Origin of the sequence: Bacillus thuringiensis, from assembly GCF_001455345.1 — a bacterium.
Classification (GTDB): domain Bacteria; phylum Bacillota; class Bacilli; order Bacillales; family Bacillaceae_G; genus Bacillus_A; species Bacillus_A thuringiensis_N.
Genome location: NZ_CP013274.1, coordinates 2,434,575 through 2,460,536, shown reverse-complemented (window position 1 = coordinate 2,460,536; position 25,962 = coordinate 2,434,575). Strand labels below are relative to the sequence as shown.

Here is a 25,962-nt window from a genome sequence, read left to right as displayed (position 1 = left end):
ACGTTTTATATAAGTTATGTTAATAACACCTTAACTAATAAAATTTTATTGATTACTCTCCAAACATTCATAAACCGCCATCATCTCACATTTATCCAATTCGCGAATGCGATTAAAAATTGGTATTTGCGAAACAGCTTCTGTTAATAAGCTCTCATCCACAACATCACTAACTTTTCCAGTTAACCATGTTTTTACATCCACACCCTCAACAACTTCTTTTAGCCCTTCGTCATTAATACCAGTTGCATTACAAGTTACACATGGAATTGTTAGTTTAAACACACCATCATGCAAATTATCTTCAGTAATAACTTTCTTTCCTTTACAGAATGGACATGGATTACTTTTTTTAATTTTATTAATTTGGGTAACTAATTTTTTGTATCCAAACGCTTCGTATACATACGTAAGTTTTTTATATTTACCATTTGTGAAATACTTATCTATAATGTTTTCTCTCGTTTCATAAACATTAGGGAAATCACAAACAGTCACTTGATTATTAACACTAATGGATTCGATATTCCCTTTTATTTCGCCCCAGAATGGTAAGACATTTTGTAACACCATTTCATAGTTTGAAAAGCTTGCTTGTTCTAATTCAAACATTTTCAGTGCGACTTGTGCTTTTCTTGGCAATAAAGAAACATCTTCTGTCAATCTCATATCGCCACCAACTATATACTTCAATTTATGAAGTGCAGGTAAATCACCGACTATTTCCAACACTTCATCAACTGGTTTATTGATAATTTCACGAATATCTACATTACCGAATTTAAGTGGTTTATGGTGATTTAAAACAGTCCCTTTACAAATTGGGCATGTCATCATTTCTTTAGAAGTCTTAATTTCTTCTTTAATAGCTGCTTTTGAAATAACAATATATCCACCAATGATCGTATTAAATCCTACCCATGTTCTGCGTGTCTTTCCTTTTTTATCATAAAATGATTTTTCAAAATATCCGTACCAAAACGTATGCTTTTCTTCTTCTGACATATCATTATAGCTTTTTGACAAATCGTGACCAAGCTCAATTTTAATTTCTTCGAATAGAAACTCTATTTTTTCATATTGATAAAATTTTAATACTTTCATGATTTCCGGATCGAATAAGCCATCCCAAAATGGAACATTTTTATCTTGAATTGTAATATCTTTATCGAAAACTTCAATTTGAAGACGTCCAGAACAAGATGGACAATGATTGTCCTGTGAATAGAAATCAAAACTTCTCGTATCTTTATTAGTTGAATGAGCAGCTACAATATGATTAATTAGTCCACCAACCTCATATAAGAAACTATATTGACTATATAAATGCCTCTCAAGATCAATAGCAATAACCGGTGCAATTGTATCAGATTCATATTCACCATAAATTAAACGCGCCATTGAAGATAAACTTTTTAAAATACCACCCTTATAAACATCTTCGGCATTTTTAAAATAGTTAACATGATTTTCTTCTAAATAATGAACGCCTTCTTTATGCTTAAGTGCTGAAGAAATATGTATTTGCTCAGCATTATTCACACTGCTTTTTTGACGATAATAATCATCATGACTTACTACTTCAAGATGATTGATAGCTTCAAGCTGTCTTTTTCCAAAATCTACAATATAATCAGAGCTTTCTAACATGTAACTATTATGTTCAATCATAATGATAGAGACTGATTCATCTTGCAATATTCCTCTAATACTGTCTATAAATTGATTTAAAATATTTTGCGATAAACCTTTTGAAGGCTCATCAAAAATAAATAATGTATGTGGATTTCTTGTGTTTGCAAATAATTCCGAAACTAAATGAACACATTGAAACTCACCTGTTGATAATGTTTGTGTTTTTCGTTCTAATGTTAAATAGCCAAGACCTAATTTAATTAGTAGGCTCAAGCGTTTATACGCAATATCTTCATTTGGAAGTTCATCAATAATATCTTCAATCGAACGCTCAAAAATATCATCAATTTCTTCACTATACTTTGTTAGTTTCTTTTTAATATCTAGAAAAGTTGCTACAGTGGATCGACTTGTAATGGATTGATTTCGATCTTGCCCTACCATAACTAGTTTATCTTTTGGATATCGTTTCAAGAAATCTGTAGCTAAACATTCATTGACAAGAGTAGATTTCCCGCAACCAGATTCTCCTGTAACTGTTACAAGCCTATTTTTAGGAATCTGAAACTCCACCATTTGGATATTACGGCAACATAATTCTTGGAATGTATAATATTCTGTTGGTACTTCTTTATCTAGATCGCACAGTATTGATTTTGGTCTTGGTGATTCTTTCACAATTTGTCCACCATATTTTCCGCTACCAGGTCCAAAGAACAATTGCTCATCTGTTGTATCCAGTACTGTATCTGAATGATCTATAAGCCAAATTTGATTTTTACACCCTAATTGCTTGATCTCTTCTAATATTTGTAATAATGTTTCATGATCAAGTCCAACTGAAATCTCATCAATAATAATTACAGCATTTTCACTTACTGCCATGAATTCAGCTAAATATAGTCGTGTTAACTCTCCACCTGACAACGTACCCATTATTCGATTTAATGTTAAATAACCAATGTTCATATTTATTATATTTTGTAATATATGTTGCTTTGCTTCACTAATATTTAACACTTCCGCTAGCGAAAGAATAGACTCGACACTTAAATCATTAATATTTGAAATGGTATGTGGTTTAGCAAATAAATCTATAGTATGTTGTTCAATTTCTTCACTATAACGTTTCCCCTTACATTTTTTACACTCAATATTTTTAGTAGTACCTCGGCCTTTACAACCAGAACACCAACCTAACTGGTTATTAAATGAAAAAACCTCAGGGGAAAGATGAAATACGTCAGCAAGTTTTTCGCGAATTTCAGTGAAAACACCAGTATGTGTACCTATCGTTGAACGTGGATTCGAAGAAATCGATGATTTTCCTAGAAAAAGTACTAAAGGCATATCCTCCATCTTAATTGCACTAAAATTTGTTTCCATGATATTAGGAAATAAATATTGATATTCAGCCTTTGGCAATAAAGAAACTAATCGTTTTTTTGATTCTTCACCAATCGTTTGACAAAAAGTTGTTTTACCCGATCCCGATAAACCAGCAATTCCAAACGACTTATTAAATGGAATGTCTGTATCTAATTTATTGATGTTGTTAGCAATTAATTGATTTACCTTCATATTAACCTCTATTCTTATTTCTCATTAAAATCACATTTGCAATATAATAATTACATAATGAATATAACCTTTAAGTTGATTACGCTCTTAATTCAAGAACCTTATCTTTATATATTTCAAACCATTGTTGCCATTTACCTTTAGAAAATTCTTTTTCTTCTCCTTCTAGAACGGCAGAAAAAAGATCTAAACAAATATGCCAACCAGCTATATCTTTCGGTGTATGATCAGTTAATACATGAATGTATTCTTTGAGAAGTAAAAGGGTACCATTATCCTCTTTATGTATTTCAAATCGGACCCGATCTTTATCCCAAGTAAATTCAAGTACTGAGTTTAGTTGACACTCTAAAATATCAATGTTTATGAATGAACCGTCCATCATGTCGAACTTTATTATTCCACCAGTTTTAAGGCTTTCAATCTGTAAATTGGACATCCATTTTTTCAGCTTACTGTTTTCTGTTAAAACTGACCAAACTTCTTCTATCGTACATGCAAATTGACGTTCAAATTTTACAATATATCCATCAGTTAGTTTCCCAATTTCAGCTATCATATTGATTGCCTCCCTATACAGAATGTATGTTCTCGTTTTATTTTACACGAATATAAATATAAAATAAATCTTTATATCAACGAATTATTAATTTTAAAGTGAATGATGGTAAAAAAATTTTAAATATTTTCTAAATCGAATTTTATACTCTTTAGAATTAATTATCATAACTGTACGTTTCCCTATTAAATATAGACTTACGCACAAATAAAAAGAGCCGCATTTGCGACTCATAAACTTATAGAATTACTCCTGTTTTTGTTGAATGATTTAGCGCTTAATCGCATCAACAATTAGCGATGGAAAACCAAGTTTATCCCCTTTATTTCTAGAATCATACCTTTTCGAACGGAAAATAACACCGTCATTCGCATCCCATTCGTTGTAATAAAACTGACCATTTTCATCACAATATTCAAGTAAAACTACCTCAAATCCAGCAGTTTCAAACATTTTCGTTAATGTTTTATAGTTATGAACAATTTTATGACTTGCCGCTGGGTGATCTTTTAGGCCAGGTCCACCTATTTGAACTATATTTTGGTATGCCTCATCCCGGAAAAATGCATCAGGAACGCCGCACCGAATATGACCAGATGGTTTTAAAAATTCATAACAAATTTCAGCTGCTCTTACACCTTCTTCAAACGTAAGGTGTTCCCATACATGCTCCGCTACAATAGCTGAAATAGAGTTGTGTTCAAATCTATTTTCCCACGTAGCTTTATCTAGTAAGTTAAGTTCGTCTTCTTGCGTTTGAATCCAACCTGGATTATTATTAAACACTCCAGCTCCGACTACTACTTTAATTTCGTCTTGTTTTATTTCCATCATTTTCACCTCGTAAACATTTTAATTTATTAATATACTCTATGTTTACTAATATCCTTCCTTCTTCAATAAATTAAGAAGAATATAAGGATTGCTATAACAAAAAACAATTAAGGAAGAAATTCACTATCATGAGTCCAGAACACTACTGAATTCAAGCACAAAATATTTCTTGATGCAACAATCTGTCTACCTATATGGAATCAGTTCATGATACATAACTCTTTTATTTCTCCTAGATAATGAACTTTTTTAAAACGAGTAATCCCTACTATTATTTTTGTATCTTTCTAAATTTACGAGCCAAAGTGAGTATTGTACCTACGATAACCATCCATAAGCCTATTGTTGTACTGTTAGTTGGACTAGCCCCTGTGTTGGGAAGCTCTTTATATGTAGATTCATTTTTATCAGAATTACTGTTGTTCGGGATATTACTGTTATTAGCAAGGCCATTAGCTTTTCCAGTGTCATTATCTTTTACAAATACTTTTTGTATTGTATTCACTTCATTACCTACGGAATCCCTGACACTATATATTATTTCGAAAGTACCAGGTTTAGAGGTATCTATAGTTCCTTCATACGTTACTTTAGAGGTAAGATCACCATCCTCTTTATCAGTAGCTGATACTCCTACTATTGGGTCAAATTTTTCTTCCTTAGTAATTGTAGTTGTAGCAGGTACTTTTAGTATTGGTATTTCATTCTTAACTTCTTCTCTACCTTTGACCGTTACAGTTTGTTTCGCAATTCCTTCATGACCTTTAGAATCTGTAACTGTATACGTTAATATGTAAGTACCGGCTTTAGAGGTATCTACTTCACCCTCAACTTTTACTTTAGAAGTAAGATCGCCGTCTTCTTTATCAATAGCTTTTACTTTTGCCATTGGATCAAATGAATCTCCTACAGTAATTGTCGCTGCAACAGGAACTGTTAATGTAGGTTTTAGATCTGATGGTTCTCCATTTCCCTTTACAATTACAGTCTGTGTTGCCGTTGTATTCCCGCCTTGAGAATCAACGACAGAGTAATCCACAATGTATTTGCCTTGTTTAGAAGTATCTACATCACCTTTATGTTCTACTCGATTTGTTAAATCACCATCTTCTTTATCAATAGCTTTTACATTGCTCATCGGGTCAAACGTATCACCTACACGTAGTGTAATTGTAAGTGGTACAGTTAACTCTGGGACTTGGTTTGCCTCAGTTTTTTCGTCTTCTTTCACTGTTCCTTGAATTTTTGCTGCATCAAAAGCTTTTTGGACCGCTTCAACCTCAATTGAATTTGCTCCATATTTATTTGTTGCAACTTTTAGACACGCTAATCTTAATTCAGAGAAATTAGAAGTCATGTTCAATTCATCAGTATTTGCATAATAGAAAATATCAAACATTTTATCTTCACCAATACCATTTACAGTTACACCGTTATGAGTACCGCCTTGTGCAATTAAATACGCGACTTTATTAATAATACTTGAGTTAAAATGAACGCCCTCATTATCTTCTCCGTTTAAATCACTAAATTTACTATAATCATCCGGATATGGTACTCCATCAAAAAATTTGACTGAAGATGGATTTTTCATATTACGGAGAACGGATCCACTTTGTTCTCCTATTGTCCAATTAAATTCCCCATTATTTATATATTTCTCAATAGCCGTTCCCATAATATCAGATAATGCTTCATTAATTGCCCCCGATTCTCCAAAGAATTCAAGATTAGATTCGCTAGATGTAACCGCATGTGTAAATTCATGGCCCGCTATGTCAAACGCTCTAACCATTGGATCACCATATATAAGCATACTAACATTGTTAATATTAGCACTAAATGCATTCCCCCAATTTTTAGGATCATCTGTTTCTCCTGAATGCCATGCATGTACAACTGATACTACTTTTTTCCCCTTATTATCAAAACTATTACGCTTATATTTGTCTTTATAGAAATCATATACCTTTGTTGCTAAGAAATGAGCACTTACCGCCTTTGGATCATTAAACGTTGTTGAAGTGCTAGTTGCTAATATACCAGGATAATATTTTTCTTCAAAATTAATATCTCTATAATTTACATCATACGTCTCAATTCCTTGCCCTCTTGTATAATCAGCAAGTGCATATTTTCCGTTACTTTGCTCAGAAATACCCAATGAACGAGTTATACCTAAGTCATCTTTTCCTGTTCCAGTTAATGATATGGAATTGCTTTTTTTACTCTCCTTTAAAGATTCAAGATGCTCTTCACTTACTTTTAAACTTGATTCTTGTACCATATTTTTCAACATATCACCACTATGAGCATCCACTAAATAAGTTCCAGATACATAGTTTGGTGTGGCAGCTGCAAATGTAACTTGATATGCATTTGTAGCCTGCCCACGATTTTCATCAACAAAAATAACTTCCTTAACTTCTGGCTCAGAAATAAATTTAATATCATTGCCATACTTCGTATAAATATATTGTTTTGCTTCTTCCTTTGATAAATTAATAGGATTCTTTAAATCTTCTTTTGCTAAATTTTGTGCGCTGTCACCTGAAACACTTTTAATAACACCTTTTTTATCTACATGAGCAGTCAATTGGTGTCCATATACTTCTTTTCCTTCATATATTTGTTGCATACGCAAAAGTGTCGTCCCATCATATGAACCACGTTTTTGAAGAACCTTGTAATCTACCCCTTTGTCTCCACTAACTTGTTTTGGAGACAAAGCATGCTGCGTCTTTTCCTTAAGTGCATCTTTCACTACATTCTCTGGCGTCTTTTGTGATGGATGTGTAAGTTCACCGGCACGGAACGAATCCTCTTGAACATCAACTTGCATTTGAACCGTTTCCTCTGCATAAACTACCCCATATGGTGTTACACTTGCTAAAGCTAATCCTGTTGTTAATGCAACTATAGCTATTTCTTTTTTATTTTTCATGTTATTTTCCTCGTATAATTTTCTAAAATATGAAACTGCTAAAATTCATACAATTTATTCCTATCATAAAAAGATGACTTTTGTAATCAACAAAAGTCATCTCTTAAATATGTAATATCCCTAATATATTTTCAATGCATAATTTCTATATAACTAGAAAAAAACATTCATTAACGAGCATTTTGTAAAACTTTTATTAGGTCATTTATATTTTCAACTTTCTGCTGAAACTGATCAAACCTGCTATGTAACAATGAAGGATTTTTATCTTCAGTTGAAATAACTTTTTTTAATTCCTGTTCTAATTTATCATATGTATCAAAGAAATTATCAAATTCTACACTTACAAGTTCTTCATTTTCACGATAAAATCTTTTTGCTTCTATATAAGTCATGTATGATTTATTTAAAAACCCTAATGAAATTAAATATTTAGAAGTGTTTTCTTGATAAATAGCAATATCACATGCTATTTTCATATCAGAATAAGTCTTTTGAACAAAACAATGCAATTCAAAAATCTTAAACTTTAATACATTATTCATTTCATCCCCTCCCATCCTATCTATTTTACATAAAAAAAGAATATTATACAAAGTAAAATATCAATATAGTACAAAAATAAAAAGCGAAAGAATAACTCCTTCCACTTTTTATAACAATAAATACATTTCATATTGCGCTAAAGAATTTTTTTCAAACCCAGCTTTTTTTAAAAAACCTTCCAGTAAATTGTTGTTTGAAAACCCAATTGATAAACTTTCTAAATTCAACTCATCTCTTGCTACTTGTAATAATTTTGATCCAATACTACGATTTCTATAGTCTTTGTCTACAAAAATAAAACTAGTTTTACCTTGTTCATTTATACATATAGAACCTTTTAAATCATTTTCGACATATGCGCCGTAAAATGTATTATTTGTTTTTTCAATATAATCCATATCATTTTGCCAATTTATATGGAAGTGTAACCATTTTTGAATTTCAACTTTAAAAGCTGCAAAATCTAATTGTTTTACTTTAATTCCCTTACATTCTTTAGGTATTATTTTAGTCATATCTTTTAAATTATAATAAGATAAATCATATACTTTTTCATAGCCTAATTTATTATAAAAACGAATCGCTCGGTCATTGCCTACTATGACTTCAAGGAAAAGTTGCTTACACTCATGTTGAATCGACTCTTCTTTATGTAGTTCAAATAACTTTTGACTCACACCAATACCGCGGTAATTTGGATGAACCGCTAATGTTCCGCAGCGCATTGTTTTTATACTTTCATAAACCTTAATACCACCAAGTATTACACCAACTGGCTTTTCACCATCTAAAGCAAGAAACGAGTGTTCTAACGAATTCCCTTCTGCTCCAAAAAACCTTTTTATAAAATCTTCTTTTGAAACTCCCATCTTAATGATATAATCTGAAAATCCATCCTTAAAAGCCTCATACACTAAATCTATATTTACTTCACTGCATCTTTTGTATTGAATCATATAAAATTATCCCCCACTTACTCGTGTTAAACTTAACATTCAAATACATAAAATGTACTACTTCCACTTTACCCATCATTCTTTAACTTTTAATTCTACCCCTTAATTTGAAATGAACGGACACTTCCCTACATATCTCTCACTATTTATTTCTTTTATAACAAAAGGTGCAATATCACTATTTTGAATTTTTATTCCTGGCATATCTACTAAACTCTCTTTGATCTTTCCAATGCCCTTCCCTTCCATAACAAATGGTAATCTAACAATTGTCCAATCTACATCACTACCTTGAATAGTTTGCAATTCTTTATATTTATCTTGCATCATCTTTGGTAAAAACAATTTAAATAAGGTAGCTCCTATTTTATTTACCATTCCCTTCTGATCTCCCGTAACATTTAAAGAACCTCCGGAAATTACAATATATCTTTTTATTTTAAACTCCTTCATTGCTTCTAAAACATGCTTCGTTACTGTACTAAAAATGTAAGATTCATTTTTCGGTTGACCTACCGCATTAACTACAACTTGACACCCTTTAAGTAATTCACGTATTGAAGAAAAATCACGCGCATCTCCAATAATAGTCTCTATATTTTCATTAGTTATTGTCATATTATTAGAATCTCTCGTTAATATTTTTACTTCATATCCCTTTTTTAAAGCTTCTTTTACAAGGTATTTCCCGGCTTTTCCGTTCGCGCCCAGAATAGCTATTTTATTTGTACTTTCCAATATTAAACCCCTCTTACTATCTATGATTTACTACATTAATCTCATACACACGTAAAAAAGCAATTAAATGCTCACATGCTCTTTCACATGCTAACATTTTAAATATTTTTTGTTCCTCTTTCGTTTTATCATTCGCTTGATCTGAAGCGGATTTTAAACTTAGAAATGGTTTCTGGTTTATATGACATACATAAGCAAAAGCTGCCACTTCTTGATCAACTGCCAATGCTCCATATACAGTATGGAGTAAATATCTCATTTCCGAACTACGAATACGTTGATCTCCAGATAAGAATGTACCGAAGTGGATCGGATCATAAGATCGTATTTTTTTTATTCTTCTTACAAGTGACTTTGTTGTTTCAATAGGTGCTGTTCTACCATTATATAAGTTAAAAACATCTTCGCCCGAACCAGCAGCAGTAACATCGTGTTGTATTGCGTTTAGTGCCACTACAATATGACCATTTTTCACCTTGTTTGATAGGCTTCCGCATATCCCTGTCATAAACAATTCATCAGGCTGAAACTCACTAATTAATAATTGTACACAACTAGCACAACTTACCTTGCCAACACCAGTTATAACTGAAATAATTTCCAAATCATTTATAGTATGAAAATGAAATTCCCAAGCTGCTCTTTTTTCAATGCGTTCACTTGGATAATATTGATGTAAATACGTAAGTTCAGGTTCCCAAGCGGCTACGATGGCAATACGTTTCATTACACACTTCACTTCCCCCACTGTCATTTAAATAAGTTATCTATACTTTCTTGTTCATAATTTGGAATCCACTCTTTATATTTTTTATATAAATTTCGTATTGTTTCTTTATTCTTCGCAATTACTTCACATCCTCTATCATCATACATAAACATGATAATATCTTTTGTTGCATTTATGAGAAATACATCTGGATAAGAAATTTCTTTTTTGCGTCCAAAACGAGGATAAAGACCTGGAAAATCTTCATGATTCGCTGCTTGAATAAGTCGTTTATGCTTTATATCACCAGCGAAACATTTTAATGAAAATTGATATGTACAATACGAATCAGCTTCTCCATCTTTAAATAAAAGTGGCATTGTTTCTTGCCTTATATGATACTTTAAATCTTTTTTCTAAATAAATTGTCTATATAATTATTTTCTGTAGACTTTTCACATTTTCCTTTTTAAATCGATAAGCATTTGTTACTAAAAACACTTCATCTTCCTCTGAAAATATTTCTTCAAATAAGTATTTATTATATGTATAAAGTTGAGAGAATTATTCCATATTTAAATCGCCGGTTCCTTCTACATTTTGATATTTCCCTTTCCCGAAATCAAAATGCAAATGATTTTTCCACTGAGAGTATATGTATGGTCTTAATGTAACACCTGGAAATGTTTGATTCATATATCCTTTTAATTACATTTTCATATCCTTTCTACTCTAAATTTCTTTTAAATGCCAATATGCTTCTTCTAGCCACGGATGTATAACTTTCAATGTATCTTTTCTTTCCCATAAATATGAAATATATGCAAATGCAGCATGCTCCAACGATTTATCCAATCCGTTTTTTACTTCTACTAAAAATGGTGGTGTCCCATTTTGATCCCATTCTATTTTATCAGCAACAAATAACACTAAATCCATCTTCGTTGCATGTTTACGCAGTGTGGTATGGAAACTAATTGCATTTAAAGTCTCTTCATCATTCACTTTAAATATCTCTTTTGCGATTACTCTCGAAAGTTTTTGATGAATAATCATTGGGAATTTTCGTTCTTCTTCTAATATCTCTATTCCAAATTCTTCAGCAACTGCAATCCGCACTTCATTTGGAAAAATTGCACTAATATCATGTAAATATCCCGCGATTGCTGCCTTTTCTTCATCTTCATAAAACATTTCTGCAATTTTTCTCGCCTCATTTGCTACACGAATTGAATGTTTATATGTAAACTCTTGATTGTATTTTAATAAAAAATCTTTAATATCATTTTCTATTTTTCCAGTTGGAGAAAATGAATATATATCTTTATATAACATAGCAAATCCCCCTTAAAACTAACTTTCAGTATAGTATGTAATTTTAATATCCTTATGTTTTGTATTCGTTATAAATGTTTTAATTCCTTTTTAATACGTTACATGAAATTTTATGTGGAATCATTGCTACAAAATACATAAATGTTTGATATTATAGTAATGTTAATGATTTGTAAGGAAAGGAACTACATAATGAATAAAAACATATTAATTATTGATGATGATAAAGAAATTGTTGAATTACTTGCTGTTTATTTGCGAAATGAAGGCTATAACATTTATAAAGCATACGATGGCGACGAGGCATTGCAAATGATTTCTACATATGAAGTTGACCTTTTGATTTTGGATATTATGATGCCAAAACGAAATGGATTAGAAGTTTGCCAGGAAGTTCGTGAGAATAACACTGTACCTATTCTTATGCTGAGTGCAAAAGCAGAAGATATGGATAAAATATTAGGTCTTATGACAGGTGCAGATGATTATATGATTAAACCATTCAACCCATTAGAATTAGTAGCTAGAGTGAAAGCTTTGCTACGAAGATCATCTTTCCAAAATACTGCTTCTCAAAAGAATGAAGATGGTATTCTTCATATTCGTTCTGCTGAAATACACAAACATAATCATACTGTTAAAGTAAATGGAGAATATATTAAACTTACATCTATTGAATTTGATATTTTATATTTACTTGCGAGTAATACTGGAAGAGTATTTAGCTCCGAAGAAATTTTTGAACGTGTTTGGAATGAAGATGGTTATGGTTCAAATAAAACTGTAATGGTTCACATTAGTAATTTACGGGATAAACTTGAAACAGTAATGAATGGAGAGAAGTTTATTCATACTGTTTGGGGAGTAGGCTATAAAATTGAGAAATGAAGCATTTGATATATTAAAAGATATCCCTAAATGGAAGTTAATTTTTTGGTTCTCGCTGGCTATCATACTTACCCCTATAACTGAATTGATTATATATCGTCTTGTTACAAGTGTAATTGAAAGTTCACTTACGTTAAGCGAACTCGGAAAAGAATTCATTAGAATTTTTGGTTATGAAAAATATAGAGGAATAAAGGAATCTCTATGGATGATGATTGTCTCTTATTTATTTTTATTTTCTATTTTCTCATCCTACCTATACATTTTTTATCGTCATGAAAGAAAAATGTACTATGAAACTTGTATTAAAAAAATGATTGAAGAGATTCGTTATATTGCAAATGGAAACTTCAATCATAAGGTTTCTATCGTAAACCATAATTATCTGGAAGAGCTAGCGACTGGGGTTAATCAAATTATTGAACAATTGAAAGTTTCAATCGATGAAGAAAGACAGGCGGAACAAGCAAAAAGTGAACTTATTACAAATGTATCACATGATTTACGTACTCCTCTTACCTCTATAGTTGGATACGTGAATTTAATCCACCATGATAATTATAGAGATGAAGTGGAATTACGTCATTATATACAAGTCATTTACGATAAAGTAACCCGTCTTAATGCATTAATGAATGACTTGTTTGAATATACACGTGTTCAAAATAAAGAGTTAAGTTTATATTCTGTCCCCATTGATATTGTAGAACTACTTGGACAATTAACTGTTCAATTCCGCATACAAGTTCAAGAAGCAAATATAGAATGTCGCCCTTCTTTCCCATCTCAAAAACTCATGGTATTAGCTGATGGTGACAAATTAGTGCGTGTGTTTGAAAACCTTATTATAAACGCTATCACTTATGGAAACGACGGTGGATTTATCGACCTTGCTGCCTATGAAAGCAATAATATGATTACTATAGATATAACAAATTACGGACAACCTATTCCTAGTACCGATTTACCTCATATTTTTGAACGTTTTTATCGCGTTGAAAAATCTCGCTCTACAAACACCGGTGGATCTGGGCTTGGATTAGCAATTGCAAAAAGTATTGTCGAATTGCATAAAGGAACAATCGAAGTATATAGTGATGATAAAAAAACAACTTTCACTGTAAAACTACAACCATATAAGTGTTAATACAGCTTAATTTCAGGTCCAATTTCTTACCAAATAAGAAATTGGACCTTTCATTTTCCATTAACATCCAAAATTTAATAATACTTTATAATTCTTTAGAAATTCTTTACCTTTTCTTTCTCCCTAATTAAGCATTCCTTTTTACAATATTATTATCGATGTCATAGTAGGAGGATCACTCATGCAATTCTTGAAAAAGTTCGCAATTTTATTGTTATCTTTTGTTATTACAGCACTTATCGTTTTATATTTTTACCTTTATGTAAATGGTCCAATTATTCAAGCTAAATCAGCTATTTTAATAGATGCTAATTCAGGTGAAGTTGTTTATAAAAAAAATGAAGAAACTCCTATACAATCAGCAACTTTATCTAAATTAATGACAGAGTATATTGCACTGGAACAACTGAATGAAGGAAAAATACAATTAGATGAATTAGTAAAAATAAGTAATGAAGTTTTCCGAACAGAAACAAGTCCTATACAAGTAACGTCGAAAGATAAAACGACGGTTCGTGATTTACTTCATGCAATCTTTTTAACAGGGAATAATCGTTCCACACTTGCCCTTGCAGAGCACATTGCTGGAAACGAAGATAACTTTACACATTTAATGAATGAAAAAGCAAAACAACTAAAGTTATCACAGCCCTCTCCGTTTCTAAACGCTACTGGAATGAATAACGATACAAATAAACTATCAACTACAACAGCAATCGACGTTGCTAAACTAGCAACTCAATTAGTAACAGACTTTCCAGATATACTGAACATTACAAAACTAACCTCTTACCAATTTACCTTCAAAGATTCAAAAGTTTTCAACACCAATAAGATGATATATTCCCTTAATAAAAACATTAAACTCCAAGGTGTTGACGGCTTACAAACTAGTTTCTCAACAAATGGTAATTATAGTTTTGTCAGTACAGCAAAACGAGGAGATATTAGACTTATTTCAGTGATATTAGATGCCGGTGAAGAAAACAGTACTTTTATTGAAACAAAAAAATTACTAGAGTACGGTTTTGACCCTTCCTCGTACTCTGCACTCCAAGCGTTTAAAGACGCTGTTACATCTTGGGCAGTTTTGCTTCAGTTTAAAAATTTGATTATACAAACATTGTTAATTTTCTTCATTATAACAATTTTAATGTTCTTACATATACGTCAGAAAAAATCCGAGGATTTCAACTAGGAAATTTTCTTATATATAAAAAACGGCTTGCATTTACAGTGCAAGCCGTTTTCTAAATCTATAGTCCTCTCCCAATTAAATTCGCTGAAACAGGCTGAAGATTTAACTCCCTCGCCCATATAGATAGCTGACCGATATGGTGAATTTCATGTACAATTACGTGCCTTAAAACCTCACCATATGTATATGTTTTATCTACCCACGAAGCTTTTAATATTTTACCTTCTAAGTTAGCAGACCATACTTGTAAAAACTCTTCTAATTCTCTTTTATATAAATCAGATAGCGCTTTCACTTTTTGGATTGATTGATACTCTTTAAACTGCGGTGCAGTATCTTCTTTTTTTTGAAGGGCACTAATCCAGCTATACTCAACATCCACAATATGAAATAATGTTTCTAAAATACTTCCAACACCACCAACACGCTTGCGGAATAATTCTTCCTCAGAAACTTGCTCACACCACTTAAACCAATCGTCTCTTACTTGCCAATTGTATTGAAACAAAGTGTACATATTTATCTCTCCCCTACCTCAATAATCCACTTAACAGCATCTATTATATATTGCGGCTCATCTTTTTGAATATAGTGACCGCTTTGTTCTGCAATTACAAATGTATGATTGCTTGATAATCGTAATAATTCGTCTTGCAATTGTAACCACTTCATTTGTGCTTCTTGCGAATAATAGGCTTTTTTACCAGCAGCTAATACGACAAGTGGAATATTTCTCATTGACTGACAATGTTTATCTGCTTCACCTAAACTAAACATAAACTCTTCATAAGAACTTTCATGTACAAATTGTTTATAGTAAGCTTCTTGAAACTCTGGAGACATGATTGGCAAAAAATCTTTTTTATAATTTTCTGGTGTCGAATCAACCAAAATGATTCCCAACATATCTTCGGAATAAAAAGTCGCAAATAATCGTGCATTTATACCACCAAAAGAATGTCCTACAAAAATATAAGGTGGTTTCAGTTGCAATTGCTCTAAGCAACTTCTTAAGTCTTTTATCATTTCAGAACTAATACGTCGTTTGGAACTAACCCCACTTTTCCCCAATCCAGCTCGATCATATGTAAGTACAGTCCCAAATTCGGTCAGCTCTTCAGCAATATGATCCCATGCATTTGAATAATCGCCATAACCTGCCTCCATTATAATAACTGGCTGCAACTTCTTTCCTTGAAATACTCTTGAATACATTTTAAAATCATCAACTTGTACATATTTTTCTATACTTTTAACCATTGACGATCACTTCTCTTCGATTAAGTTCCTCTTCAATTTGATTAATTATTTCATCTACAGATAAAGATCCATCCAAAACTATATCTGAATTTGGCTTTACAGTATGAAGCGCCTCCAAATAGGCTTTTCTAGCATATGTTATATAATGCTTTAAATCATTATGTATTTCACTCATTGTATCTTCCTTAAAATCTCGTAAAATTCTTCTAGCCATCGCAATATCTAAAGGCGTATCGATAAATATAGTTACATCAATGAATTGTCGCATTTCACTATTTAAGTATGCAAAAGGATAATCTAAAATAATATAATCTACATTACTATCTCGTATAAGATGCTGAATATCCTTAATTAATGGTGTGAGTACCCATTCATTATAATTTGCTCCATCATCAATCCATTTACAAATATCTGCAGGACAGTTATCGAAGTTGTAGCTATCAAAATATAGTGCTTTTGAATTCATTAACTTATGAGTTAACCCTTCTGTAACAGTAGTTTTACCTCCTCCTGAAACAGCTGCAATTGAAATTACTTTAGTATTTTTATTCATAACTTCCCACCATACCCCTTTTAATTAACATAACATAATTATAAAAAACTAATATTTTTTATCACTCCATTCATATTCTAACATACTCATTTCCCATAAATTCCAATACGTTTCTCCCACTTTTTTTGACTCTCTTAATAAACCTTCTTTTACAAATCCTATTTTTTCATAACATGAAATAGCCAATGTATTAAAATCATAAACACCAAGCGTTACTCTATGTAGTTTTAATTCATCAAATGCAATATGAAGTACTGCTTTCATCATATGTTTTCCTATAGAACGTCCTCTCATTTTCGTATTACCAACTAGCACTTTTCCAATCCTTGCAGATTTATTTATATTATCAATTTGTCCAAGTGAAATATGACCAATTACTTCTTTAGTCTCTTCATCTATTACTTTGAATGCAAGTGTATTTGTACTTTCTATATATTGTTCTAATTGCTGTTCGTTTAAAGGATATGTAAATGCATTTCCTGACCATTGTATTAAAAAATCCTCAGAATGAATCCAGTTCATTAACTGTTTAAAATCCTTTCTTTTAAAAGGCTCTAGTCTAATCATTCCTATTCTCCTTTCTTAAAGCATTATTTCTAGCCTCAACCTTAATTCTACGTAAAGAATATATTCTCCTTTTATACAAAATTAAAATAAAGCCATTCATATGAATGGCTTTACAAATAAACAGCATAATTATGCTTTATTTGCTACATCGACACCGTTAAAGTCAAACTCAGCAGTAACCGTTGTAACAGGTGGGAAAATTGCTTCAATTTTGCAAATGGAAATAATTACTCCAACCGATCCAGGAATAGCTGCAAGCTTAACTACATCACAACTTACAGACGAAACAGTACCTACATAAGTACGTCCCTCTGTATTAATTTGAACTGTTCGATTAATTAATTTCTTAAGTTCATCTCTAATTCCTTGTACACAAGAATTATCACATTTCTCATGCTGTTCTTTTTTACACTCTTCGAATACTTCCCAACAATCATCCTGTTTACATGTACACTTCTTTTTACAATTATTAAATCGAGAACCCAATACCTCACCCCCTAATCCTTTCTATTAGTAAAGTATGTCCACTAGCTTAAAAGGGTACGAGGCAAACACATAGAAAGAAAAAAACAAACGATTGTACTAAACTTTTCTTTCATTATTAACTATAAAAACATACCTCGCCTAATTAAAAGCTTGTTTCATTAGAGGCCGTGAATTTAGTCCTACTTCATTTAATGTTTAAGCACCACTTTCTAAAACAAATTTTTTTCTTTTAAATAAGTCGCTCCTTAAAGGTGCACCAGATTTCTCCATCGCTTCACATATACATAGACTTTGTTTGCGCTAATATAGTATGTTTTTCCTTCGCTATTATGAAATATACATTCAGAAATGCGTACTTGAAAATAAGATATTATTTATAATCAAAACGTTTTCTTCAACAAGTGTTTATTGAACAATATCATAAATAATAGTTCTCTCTACTATCTCTTGAAAATTAGCATAGTTTGTATGAACTCTATATCAAGTAGAAAGCACTCTATCATATAAAGGTAAAATAATAGGTTAATAAACAAGCCATTTTTTTATTAAAACATAGAATAATATGAATCCTATTGGAGGGAGGTATAAAAGAATGTCCTGGAAAAATGATTGCTGGAGTTCTAAGAAAAAGCATTGTTGTGATGATTGGTGGAGTTCTAAAGAAAATCATCATTGTGATGATGATTGGCGTTCTAAAGAAAATCATTGTAATGATGATTGGTGGAAATCTAAAGAACAGCACCATTGTGATGATGATTGGCGTTCTAAACGAAATAAGTGTCGCAGTAAATGTTTCTTTATTTGTTGTCATTGTAAAAGAAAACATTGGTAATATATTAAATGTCAACTTAAAGGAAAGAAAATGTCTTTTAGAACCGATAAATACTAGAATGTAATATACAAAAAGCTGACTGAATATAGTCAGCTTTTTGTATATTAACATGTAAAAATTTAAACAGACATATAAGCGGTCACGCTATGTCATTACCTTGTTATTGTAAATTAGTTTCTCTCCATTGAAGAGGTATGTCACAGTAGCGTATTTTGATAAAAACTATAAAACAAACATACTAAACACTAATCGTAGAATTTTTCTACTTCAAATTTACTTCTTCTCTCTTCTTTATTTATAAACATTAAAAATGAGCTCTAATTAAATAGAGCTCATTCCCAATTTTATAATTTACTAGACTGCAACCCCTGAATAAACGGAACTACCTCAGGATTCACAAGTGACGATAAATCGCCTAATTCTTTTCCTAAATAAGCGGCTTTAATGACGCGTCGCATTACTTTAGAATTACGTGTTTTCGGTAAATCTTCTACAACGTGAATATCTTTTGGACATAATGCTTTTCCAATATGAGAGTTTACTAAACTCATTAATTCTTTCTTTAATTCTCCTGAGAATGTTACATTGTCTCTTAATACTACAAAACAATGACAAACTTCACCTTTTACATCATCTGGTACACCAATCGCAGCAGCTTCTATGACATCATTATGCTTCACAAGAATAGATTCATATTCAGCGGGGCCAATACGTTTTCCGGCAATGTTTAGCGTATCATCTGAGCGTCCTGTAATAATATATTGCTCACCATCATAAATCACCCAGTCGCCATGAACCCATTTATTTTCAAAACGTGACCAATATGTGTTCACATAACGCTCATCGTCTTCCCAGAAGCTTTTCGTCATACCAACCCAGGGTTTCTCTAAACATAATTCTCCAACTTCATCACGAATTGGATTCCCTTGATCATCGAGCACAACTGCTGCCATTCCTGGTAAAGAAGCGTTAAAGCTAATCGGTGCAATTGGTTTAATAAGGACGTTTCCGAAAATCCCACCAGAAATTTCAGTACCGCCTGAATAGTTACAAATTGGTACATTACTTTTTCCAACTGTTTCAAATAGCCACATCCAAGGGTCTGGATTCCAAGGTTCACCTGTTGATGCGAATACTTCTAAACTCTTTAGTGCATGTTTATTAACATACTCATCACCTTTTGCCATTAACGCACGAATTAATGTTGGTGATATACCAAGATGTGTAATTTCATATTTATCAACCGTCTCCCATAAACGATCTGCTTCTGGAAAGTCCGGAACACCTTCATACATAACCATCGTTGCCCCATTAATAAGAGAACCGAATAATAAAAATGGTCCCATCATCCATCCCATATCAGTTACCCATAATACGCGGTCACCTTGTTTGATATTCATTCCGAACCCCGCATCAAAAGCTGCTTTTAAGGGAAATCCAGCATGAGTGTGTACGGTCCCTTTCGGTTTTCCAGTTGTACCTGATGTATAAATGAGCATTAATGGATCATCACTATGCATTTCTTCAGCATGTACAAATGGCTTTTCTTTTTCTAACGTACTCCATGAGAAATCATAATCATGCGGTGTAAAATCATTTCCTGCGTGGCGCACGATAACGACTTTTTCAACAGTTGGACAATGCTCACAAGCTTTATCTACTTCATCTTTTAATGAAACAATCTTCCCTCGGCGTGAAAAACCATCTGCAGTAATGATCATCTTTGATCCTGCTGCTTGCACACGTGTCATGACTGCATCAGACGCAAATCCTGAGAATATTGGTGAAATAATTGCTCCGATTTTCATAACAGCTAGCATCGCAACAACTGTTTCTGGAATCATCGGCATATAAATTGTTACACGGTCACCTTTTTCAATACCCGCATGTTTTAATCCGTTTGCAACGCAACTTACCCAGCTATCCAGTTCTTCATATGTAAATGATTTTGAAGTTCCATTTTCCCCCTCATATTGAAGCGCTGGTTGTGTTCTTGTTTCATCATCTGCAAGCCAGCGTGATAAAACTGATTCTACAACGTTACATGTTCCGCCATTATACCACTGTGCAAACGGCGTACCATTTTCTAAATCTAGCACTTCTGTATAAGGTTTCATCCATTGATAGCCAACCGCTTTCTCAGCTTCTCCCCAAAACCAAGCTGTTTCTTCGATTGACTTATTATAAAACGTTTCATAATCTTCATAGCCCAATGATTTCATCCAACCATATAAACGCGTTTTTTCTTTATACTCTTCTGTTGGAAACCAAACTGCTTGTTTCAATGTTTTCCCCTCCTTGATTTTTTGAGCAAGAAAGCCCTAAATAGGGCTTCTAAACTGGATAAACAGGATGTTTACGATCCGTAAATACTTGATATTTACTCATATACATTTCGAATCGTCCTTTTAACTCTTCTCTTAAATTGTTTGGATGAACAATACCATCAATGACCATCTCTGATGCTAAATGGTAAATATCAATATCTTTCTTATACTCTTCGCGTTTTTCAGCAATGAAGCTATCACGCTCTTCTTCTGGTAAAGCTGCAATCTTATTTGCATATACAGCATTGACCGCGGCTTCTGGACCCATTACCGCAATAGAAGCTGTCGGTAATGCTAGGCAGCAATCTGGTTCAAAGGCTGGACCTGCCATCGCATATAAACCAGCACCATATGCTTTACGAACAACGATAGAAATTTTCGGTACAGTTGCTTCACTCATCGCAGAAATCATTTTTGCACCGTGGCGAATAATACCAGCACGCTCTACTTTTGTACCAATCATAAATCCAGGTACATCTGCAAGGAATAATAATGGAATATGATATGCATCGCATAAATTAATAAACTTCGCTGCTTTATCAGCTGAATCGTGGAATAATACGCCGCCTTTCATTCGCGGTTGATTTGCAATAATACCAACTGGCTTACCATCAATACGTGCTAAACCTGTAATTAGTTCTTGAGCAAATAATTTTTTCACTTCATAGAAAGAGCCTTCATCAATAACTCTATTAATGAGATCTTTCATATTGAAAGGAGCATTTTGATTTTCTGGAATGATTTGTTCTAACGTTTTATCGAATTGTTTCGGTTCTTGAGGTGTAACCAATGGAGTCTTTTCTAAGTAGTTGTTAGGAAAATATGAAATGTATTGTCTTGCTTGTGTAATCGCATCTTCTTCGGTCTTACATAAAACATCTCCGCATCCTGATACAGAGCAATGCATACGAGCTCCACCCATCTCTTCTAAAGTTACCTTCTCACCGATAACCATCTCAGCCATACGAGGAGATCCTAAATACATAGATGCATTTCCTTCAACCATCATTACAACGTCACAAAAGGCTGGAATATAAGCACCACCAGCTGCAGAAGGTCCAAATAACAAGCATACTTGAGGAACTTTACCTGACAATTTCACTTGATTATAGAAGATTCTTCCTGCACCGCGACGCCCTGGGAACATTTCAACTTGATCAGTAATACGCGCTCCAGCAGAGTCAACTAAATAAAATAACGGAACACGTAATTTTTCTGCCGTTTCTTGAATACGCAAAATCTTTTCGACTGTACGTGCGCCCCATGATCCTGCTTTGACAGTTGAATCATTTGCCATCACGCATGCCGTACGACCATGTATTTTACCCGTTGCCGTTATAACACCATCAGCGGGTAATCCTGTTTGTTCACAATTTGCAAATAATGCATCTTCTACATATTCACCATTATCAAATAAAAGAGCTAAGCGATCTCGAACGAATAGTTTACCTTTCGCTTTGTTTTGTTCATGATATTTTGGTGCGCCGCCTTGCTTAATCGTTTCAACTCGTTCTTCAAATTTATTCGATTGTTGTTTTTGGTCTAACATATTTACTCCCCCTTATACATTGGTGTGCGTTTTTCCTTGAATGCTTGTAATCCTTCTAATCTATCTTTCGTATGGATTACACCTTCATACGCTTGTTTTTCCATTTGTAATCCGGTATGTAAATCAACTTGAATACCGTTTGAAATTGCTTCTTTTGCTAATCGAACAGCAATAGGACCATTACTAGCAATTTTCTCTGCTATTTCAATCGCTTTCTCTTCAAGTAAATGAGCTGGTGCAACAAATTCTACTAAACCATATTCTTTTGCTTCTTGCGCCGAAATACGTCTTCCTGTATAAATTAATTCTTTCGCTCTCCCAACACCAATTAATCTTGGTAAACGCTGTGTACCACCTGCTCCTGGTATAATCGCAAGTGTAGTTTCAGTAAGACCAAGACTTGCAGATTCAGCCGCAATTCTAAAATCACAAGCTAAACTTAATTCCGTACCACCACCTAGTGCGATGCCATTTATAGCAGCAATAACTGGCTGTGGTAATTGTTCAACCATCTCCATAGTAGTGCGAATCATACTAACAGCATGACGAACTTGTTCTTCATTCATACCGGCGCGTTCTTTTAAATCCGCACCAGCACAAAACGCTTTTTCGCCAGCACCTGTTAGAATAACTACACGAGTCTTTGGCTCTTCACTTATTTGAGTTAATATGTTTTGTAACTCTTCTAATAACGCTAAAGATAATGAGTTTGCTTGTCTTTCACGATATAATGAAATCTTTACAACGTGAGGTGTTACATAATCAACTGAAATGTTTTGTAATTGTAGCATCTTCTCACCTACTTATCGTTTTATGTTGAAGCGCTCTATACACATGACTCGGTAATTGGATATTTAATTTACTTTGAATAAATTGACTCGCTCTCAATAACTTCTCTTCATCAATATTCGTTTGGACCCCTAACTTATGGAGCATATGAACTAAGTCATCAGTTGCAACATTGCCTGATGCTCCTGGTGCATATGGACAGCCGCCAAGACCACCACAAGAACTATCAAATGTTGTAATACCATATTCTAAAGACTTTACTACATTCGCAAGAGCCATTCCGTACGTATTATGGAAGTGCATTGCAAACTGCGAAGCATCATATTTCTTTAATAAATGCTCTAATACTCGCTCTACTTGTAATGGATTTGCTACACCGATTGTGTCACCAAGCGAGACTTCATAAATGCCGTATGAAAATAGTTGATTACATAATTCGTCAACTGCTGCGACACTTATATCCCCTTCATAAGGACATCCAAATACAGTAGAAACATAGCCTCTTACCTTTTTCCCTTCGAATAATGCCTGTTTTGTTATATTTTCAATTACAACTAATGCTTCTTTAATTGATTTATTAATATTACTTTTATTATGAGATTCACTTGCTGATAAAAAAACATTCACCTCATCTACATTTTGCAAAAAAGCTCGTTCCAAACCATTTTGATTTGGAACAAGCGCTGCATATGTAACATTTGGATCCCTTTTCAGCTCAGAAAACACATCATTTGCATCTGCTAATGCAGGGACCCATTTAGGGTGAACGAATGAGGAAACTTCAACGTACGATAATCCAGCCTCTGTAAGTAGTTGAATCCATTTTACTTTATCTTTTGTGCCAACAATCTTTTTTTCATTTTGTAAGCCATCACGTGGCCCGACTTCTTTAATGACAGCAAAATTAGGTAGTTTCAATTCGCTTCCCCCTATATCTCCCTATTCAATTTCTAGTAATACATCTCCTTCATTTACAAAATCGCCTTCTTGCACATTAATTTTCATAACTGTGCCAGCTTCTTCTGAAATGATTGGAATTTCCATTTTCATAGATTCCAAAATGACGACATCCTGCTCTTCCTCTACTGTATCTCCTACTCCTACAACAATCTTCCATACATTTCCTGCCATCGATGCATATACCTTCGTCATCATTTTTTCCCCCTTAATATTGTTAAATCTTATTTTTTAACAAGTTGTTTCGTTACAAAACCCGTTGTATAAATACCACTTTTGAACACATCGTCTTCCAATACTTGAAGTAGCATTGGCGTGTTCGTTTTAATACCTTCTACTTTTAATTCTTCTAAAGCATCATGTAATTTTGAAATTGCTTCTTCACGAGTTTCACCATGAGCAATGACTTTCGCAATCATTGGATCATAGAAAGGTGTAATCGTGACTTGATTCTCTAAAAAATGATCAATACGTACATTTGATGGAAGCGTTAAATCTGTAATCTTCCCAGGTGATGGGAAGAAAGTTTTCGGATCCTCTGCATAAATACGTGCCTCAATGGCATGACCACTACGTTTTACATCATCTTGTGTAAATGATAGTTTCTCACCGTATGCAATTAGAAGTTGTTGTTCTACAAGATCTAAACCAGTAATTTCTTCTGTAACTGGATGCTCTACTTGTAATCTCGTATTCATCTCTAAGAAATAGAAGTTTTTCTGATCATCTACAAGAAACTCAACTGTACCTGCATTTGTATAGCCTAGAGCTTTGGCAGCTTGTACAGCAACTTCACCCATCGCCTTTCGAGTACCTTCATCTAAAAATGGTGAAGGTGCTTCTTCAATTACTTTCTGATTTCGGCGCTGCACGGAACATTCACGCTCCCATAAATACACTGTGTTACCATGTGTATCTGCTAAAAGCTGAATTTCAATATGGTGTGCATCTGCAATATAGCGCTCTAAATACATTTCTCCGTTACCGAAGAAGTTTTGCGCTCTTGTTTTATTACTTTCAAATGCTTTGGTGAGCGTTTGCTCAGTTTCCATCAACTGCATTCCAATGCCTCCGCCGCCTGCGGATGCCTTCAGCATTAATGGATAACCAATTTGTTTTGCAATTTCAATTGCTTCTTCAGCAGTTTCAATATTTGTAGTAATACCTGGAACTACTGGGACATCTGCAGCTTGCATTGCAATACGAGATTCGATTTTACTTCCCATCTTCGTAATGATTTCTTCTGATGGACCGATAAATACAATTCCTTCTTCTCTACAGCGAACCGGAAAAGACGGATTCTCTGATAATAATCCATATCCCGGATGGATTGCTTCAGCATTTGTCTTCTTAGCTATTTCAATAATTTTTTCAAGGTTTAAATAGCTTTCTTGGACACGCGGCCCACCTACTAAGTAAGCTTCATTTGCCATTTTTACATGTAGGGCATTTTCATCCGCCTCAGAATAAATAGCAACAGTGCGAATGCCAAGTTTTTGGCAAGTTTTCATAATACGAACTGCGATTTCCCCGCGATTAGCAATTAATACTTTTTGAAACATAGTGATTCCT

Annotated in this window: 24 protein-coding genes and 1 pseudogene; 4 read left to right on the top strand and 21 right to left on the bottom strand. The window is 33.1% G+C overall.

Annotated features, from left to right (window positions below; translation table 11 throughout):
• Window positions 1–45: 45 nt before the first annotated feature.
• The 10 genes and pseudogenes from ATN06_RS12775 to yqeK all read right to left on the bottom strand — a co-directional run bounded on the left by ATN06_RS12775 (window position 46) and on the right by yqeK (window position 11,837).
• Entirely contained in the window at window positions 46–3,216 is a 3,171-nt protein-coding gene (locus ATN06_RS12775) for an ATP-binding cassette domain-containing protein (protein ID WP_060630937.1), read from the bottom strand.
• Between the two features lie 79 nt (window positions 3,217–3,295).
• Window positions 3,296–3,775 (bottom strand): SRPBCC family protein, encoded by a 480-nt coding sequence (locus tag ATN06_RS12770; protein WP_060630936.1) that lies wholly within the window; start codon window positions 3,773–3,775, stop codon window positions 3,296–3,298.
• 270 nt (window positions 3,776–4,045) lie between these two features.
• Window positions 4,046–4,606, bottom strand: coding sequence for a class I SAM-dependent methyltransferase (locus tag ATN06_RS12765; protein WP_060630935.1), 561 nt, complete (start codon window positions 4,604–4,606; stop codon window positions 4,046–4,048).
• Window positions 4,607–4,880: 274 nt separating this feature from the next.
• Entirely contained in the window at window positions 4,881–7,553 is a 2,673-nt protein-coding gene (locus ATN06_RS12760; protein WP_060630934.1) for a M4 family metallopeptidase, read from the bottom strand.
• Between the two features lie 170 nt (window positions 7,554–7,723).
• Window positions 7,724–8,098, bottom strand: a complete 375-nt coding sequence (locus ATN06_RS12755) for a hypothetical protein (RefSeq protein WP_060630933.1) — start codon at window positions 8,096–8,098, stop codon at window positions 7,724–7,726.
• A 108-nt stretch (window positions 8,099–8,206) separates the two neighbouring features.
• Window positions 8,207–9,055, bottom strand: coding sequence for a GNAT family N-acetyltransferase (locus ATN06_RS12750; protein WP_060630932.1), 849 nt, complete (start codon window positions 9,053–9,055; stop codon window positions 8,207–8,209).
• A gap of 102 nt (window positions 9,056–9,157) precedes the next feature.
• Entirely contained in the window at window positions 9,158–9,793 is a 636-nt protein-coding gene (locus tag ATN06_RS12745) for an SDR family oxidoreductase (protein ID WP_060630931.1), read from the bottom strand.
• A gap of 16 nt (window positions 9,794–9,809) precedes the next feature.
• On the bottom strand, window positions 9,810–10,547 hold the full coding sequence (locus ATN06_RS12740; RefSeq protein ID WP_060630930.1) for a phosphorylase family protein: 738 nt from the start codon (window positions 10,545–10,547) through the stop codon (window positions 9,810–9,812).
• A pseudogene (locus ATN06_RS28395) lies at window positions 10,544–11,198 on the bottom strand (DUF3885 domain-containing protein). Before ATN06_RS28395 ends, ATN06_RS12740 begins: the two are co-directional and overlap by 4 nt.
• Before the next feature lie 36 nt (window positions 11,199–11,234).
• Window positions 11,235–11,837, bottom strand: a complete 603-nt coding sequence (yqeK, locus tag ATN06_RS12725; RefSeq protein WP_060630929.1) for a bis(5'-nucleosyl)-tetraphosphatase (symmetrical) YqeK — start codon at window positions 11,835–11,837, stop codon at window positions 11,235–11,237.
• Between the two features lie 192 nt (window positions 11,838–12,029).
• Between yqeK and ATN06_RS12720 the strand changes: the two genes are divergently transcribed.
• From ATN06_RS12720 to ATN06_RS12710, 3 genes are all read left to right on the top strand, one after another.
• Window positions 12,030–12,725, top strand: coding sequence for a response regulator transcription factor (locus tag ATN06_RS12720; protein ID WP_060630928.1), 696 nt, complete (start codon window positions 12,030–12,032; stop codon window positions 12,723–12,725).
• Complete coding sequence (locus tag ATN06_RS12715) at window positions 12,715–13,872, top strand: sensor histidine kinase (protein ID WP_060630927.1); 1,158 nt, start codon at window positions 12,715–12,717, stop codon at window positions 13,870–13,872. Before ATN06_RS12720 ends, ATN06_RS12715 begins: the two co-directional genes overlap by 11 nt.
• Window positions 13,873–14,053: 181 nt before the next feature.
• The gene (locus tag ATN06_RS12710; protein WP_060630926.1) at window positions 14,054–15,070 is read left to right on the top strand and encodes a D-alanyl-D-alanine carboxypeptidase family protein; all 1,017 of its coding nucleotides are present in this window, start codon (window positions 14,054–14,056) and stop codon (window positions 15,068–15,070) included.
• Between the two features lie 58 nt (window positions 15,071–15,128).
• On the opposite strand, the gene ATN06_RS12705 is transcribed toward ATN06_RS12710, so the two are convergent.
• The 5 genes from ATN06_RS12705 to ATN06_RS12685 all read right to left on the bottom strand — a co-directional run bounded on the left by ATN06_RS12705 (window position 15,129) and on the right by ATN06_RS12685 (window position 17,936).
• Window positions 15,129–15,587, bottom strand: coding sequence for a DinB family protein (locus tag ATN06_RS12705; RefSeq protein WP_060630925.1), 459 nt, complete (start codon window positions 15,585–15,587; stop codon window positions 15,129–15,131).
• A gap of 2 nt (window positions 15,588–15,589) precedes the next feature.
• Window positions 15,590–16,330 carry an alpha/beta fold hydrolase gene (locus ATN06_RS12700; RefSeq protein ID WP_060630924.1) on the bottom strand — a complete coding sequence of 247 codons (741 nt, stop codon included), beginning with the start codon at window positions 16,328–16,330 and terminating at the stop codon, window positions 15,590–15,592.
• Window positions 16,323–16,883 (bottom strand): nucleoside/nucleotide kinase family protein, encoded by a 561-nt coding sequence (locus tag ATN06_RS12695; RefSeq protein ID WP_060630923.1) that lies wholly within the window; start codon window positions 16,881–16,883, stop codon window positions 16,323–16,325. Before ATN06_RS12695 ends, ATN06_RS12700 begins: the two co-directional genes overlap by 8 nt.
• Window positions 16,884–16,931: 48 nt before the next feature.
• Window positions 16,932–17,450: a GNAT family N-acetyltransferase gene (locus tag ATN06_RS12690; RefSeq protein WP_060630922.1), complete on the bottom strand. Its 519-nt coding sequence runs from the start codon at window positions 17,448–17,450 to the stop codon at window positions 16,932–16,934.
• Window positions 17,451–17,579: 129 nt separating this feature from the next.
• A complete protein-coding gene (locus ATN06_RS12685; RefSeq protein ID WP_000535574.1) occupies window positions 17,580–17,936 on the bottom strand; it encodes a hypothetical protein in 357 nt (118 codons plus the stop codon).
• 605 nt (window positions 17,937–18,541) lie between these two features.
• On the opposite strand from ATN06_RS12685, the gene ATN06_RS12680 reads away from it, so the two are divergent.
• Entirely contained in the window at window positions 18,542–18,832 is a 291-nt protein-coding gene (locus ATN06_RS12680) for a hypothetical protein (RefSeq protein ID WP_060630921.1), read from the top strand.
• A gap of 280 nt (window positions 18,833–19,112) precedes the next feature.
• On the opposite strand, the gene ATN06_RS12675 is transcribed toward ATN06_RS12680, so the two are convergent.
• From ATN06_RS12675 to ATN06_RS12650, 6 genes are read right to left on the bottom strand one after another with little or no spacing between them, the layout of a single operon-like run.
• Window positions 19,113–21,053, bottom strand: coding sequence for an AMP-binding protein (locus ATN06_RS12675; protein ID WP_060630920.1), 1,941 nt, complete (start codon window positions 21,051–21,053; stop codon window positions 19,113–19,115).
• Window positions 21,054–21,102: 49 nt separating this feature from the next.
• A complete protein-coding gene (locus tag ATN06_RS12670) occupies window positions 21,103–22,644 on the bottom strand; it encodes an acyl-CoA carboxylase subunit beta (protein WP_060630919.1) in 1,542 nt (513 codons plus the stop codon).
• Window positions 22,645–22,646: 2 nt separating this feature from the next.
• Window positions 22,647–23,435: an enoyl-CoA hydratase gene (locus ATN06_RS12665; protein WP_060630918.1), complete on the bottom strand. Its 789-nt coding sequence runs from the start codon at window positions 23,433–23,435 to the stop codon at window positions 22,647–22,649.
• Window positions 23,436–23,439: 4 nt separating this feature from the next.
• Window positions 23,440–24,351, bottom strand: coding sequence for a hydroxymethylglutaryl-CoA lyase (mvaB, locus tag ATN06_RS12660; protein WP_060630917.1), 912 nt, complete (start codon window positions 24,349–24,351; stop codon window positions 23,440–23,442).
• Window positions 24,352–24,372: 21 nt separating this feature from the next.
• Complete coding sequence (locus tag ATN06_RS12655; RefSeq protein WP_001987345.1) at window positions 24,373–24,588, bottom strand: acetyl-CoA carboxylase biotin carboxyl carrier protein subunit; 216 nt, start codon at window positions 24,586–24,588, stop codon at window positions 24,373–24,375.
• Window positions 24,589–24,614: 26 nt separating this feature from the next.
• Window positions 24,615–25,952 carry an acetyl-CoA carboxylase biotin carboxylase subunit gene (locus ATN06_RS12650; protein WP_060630916.1) on the bottom strand — a complete coding sequence of 446 codons (1,338 nt, stop codon included), beginning with the start codon at window positions 25,950–25,952 and terminating at the stop codon, window positions 24,615–24,617.
• Window positions 25,953–25,962: the final 10 nt, after the last annotated feature.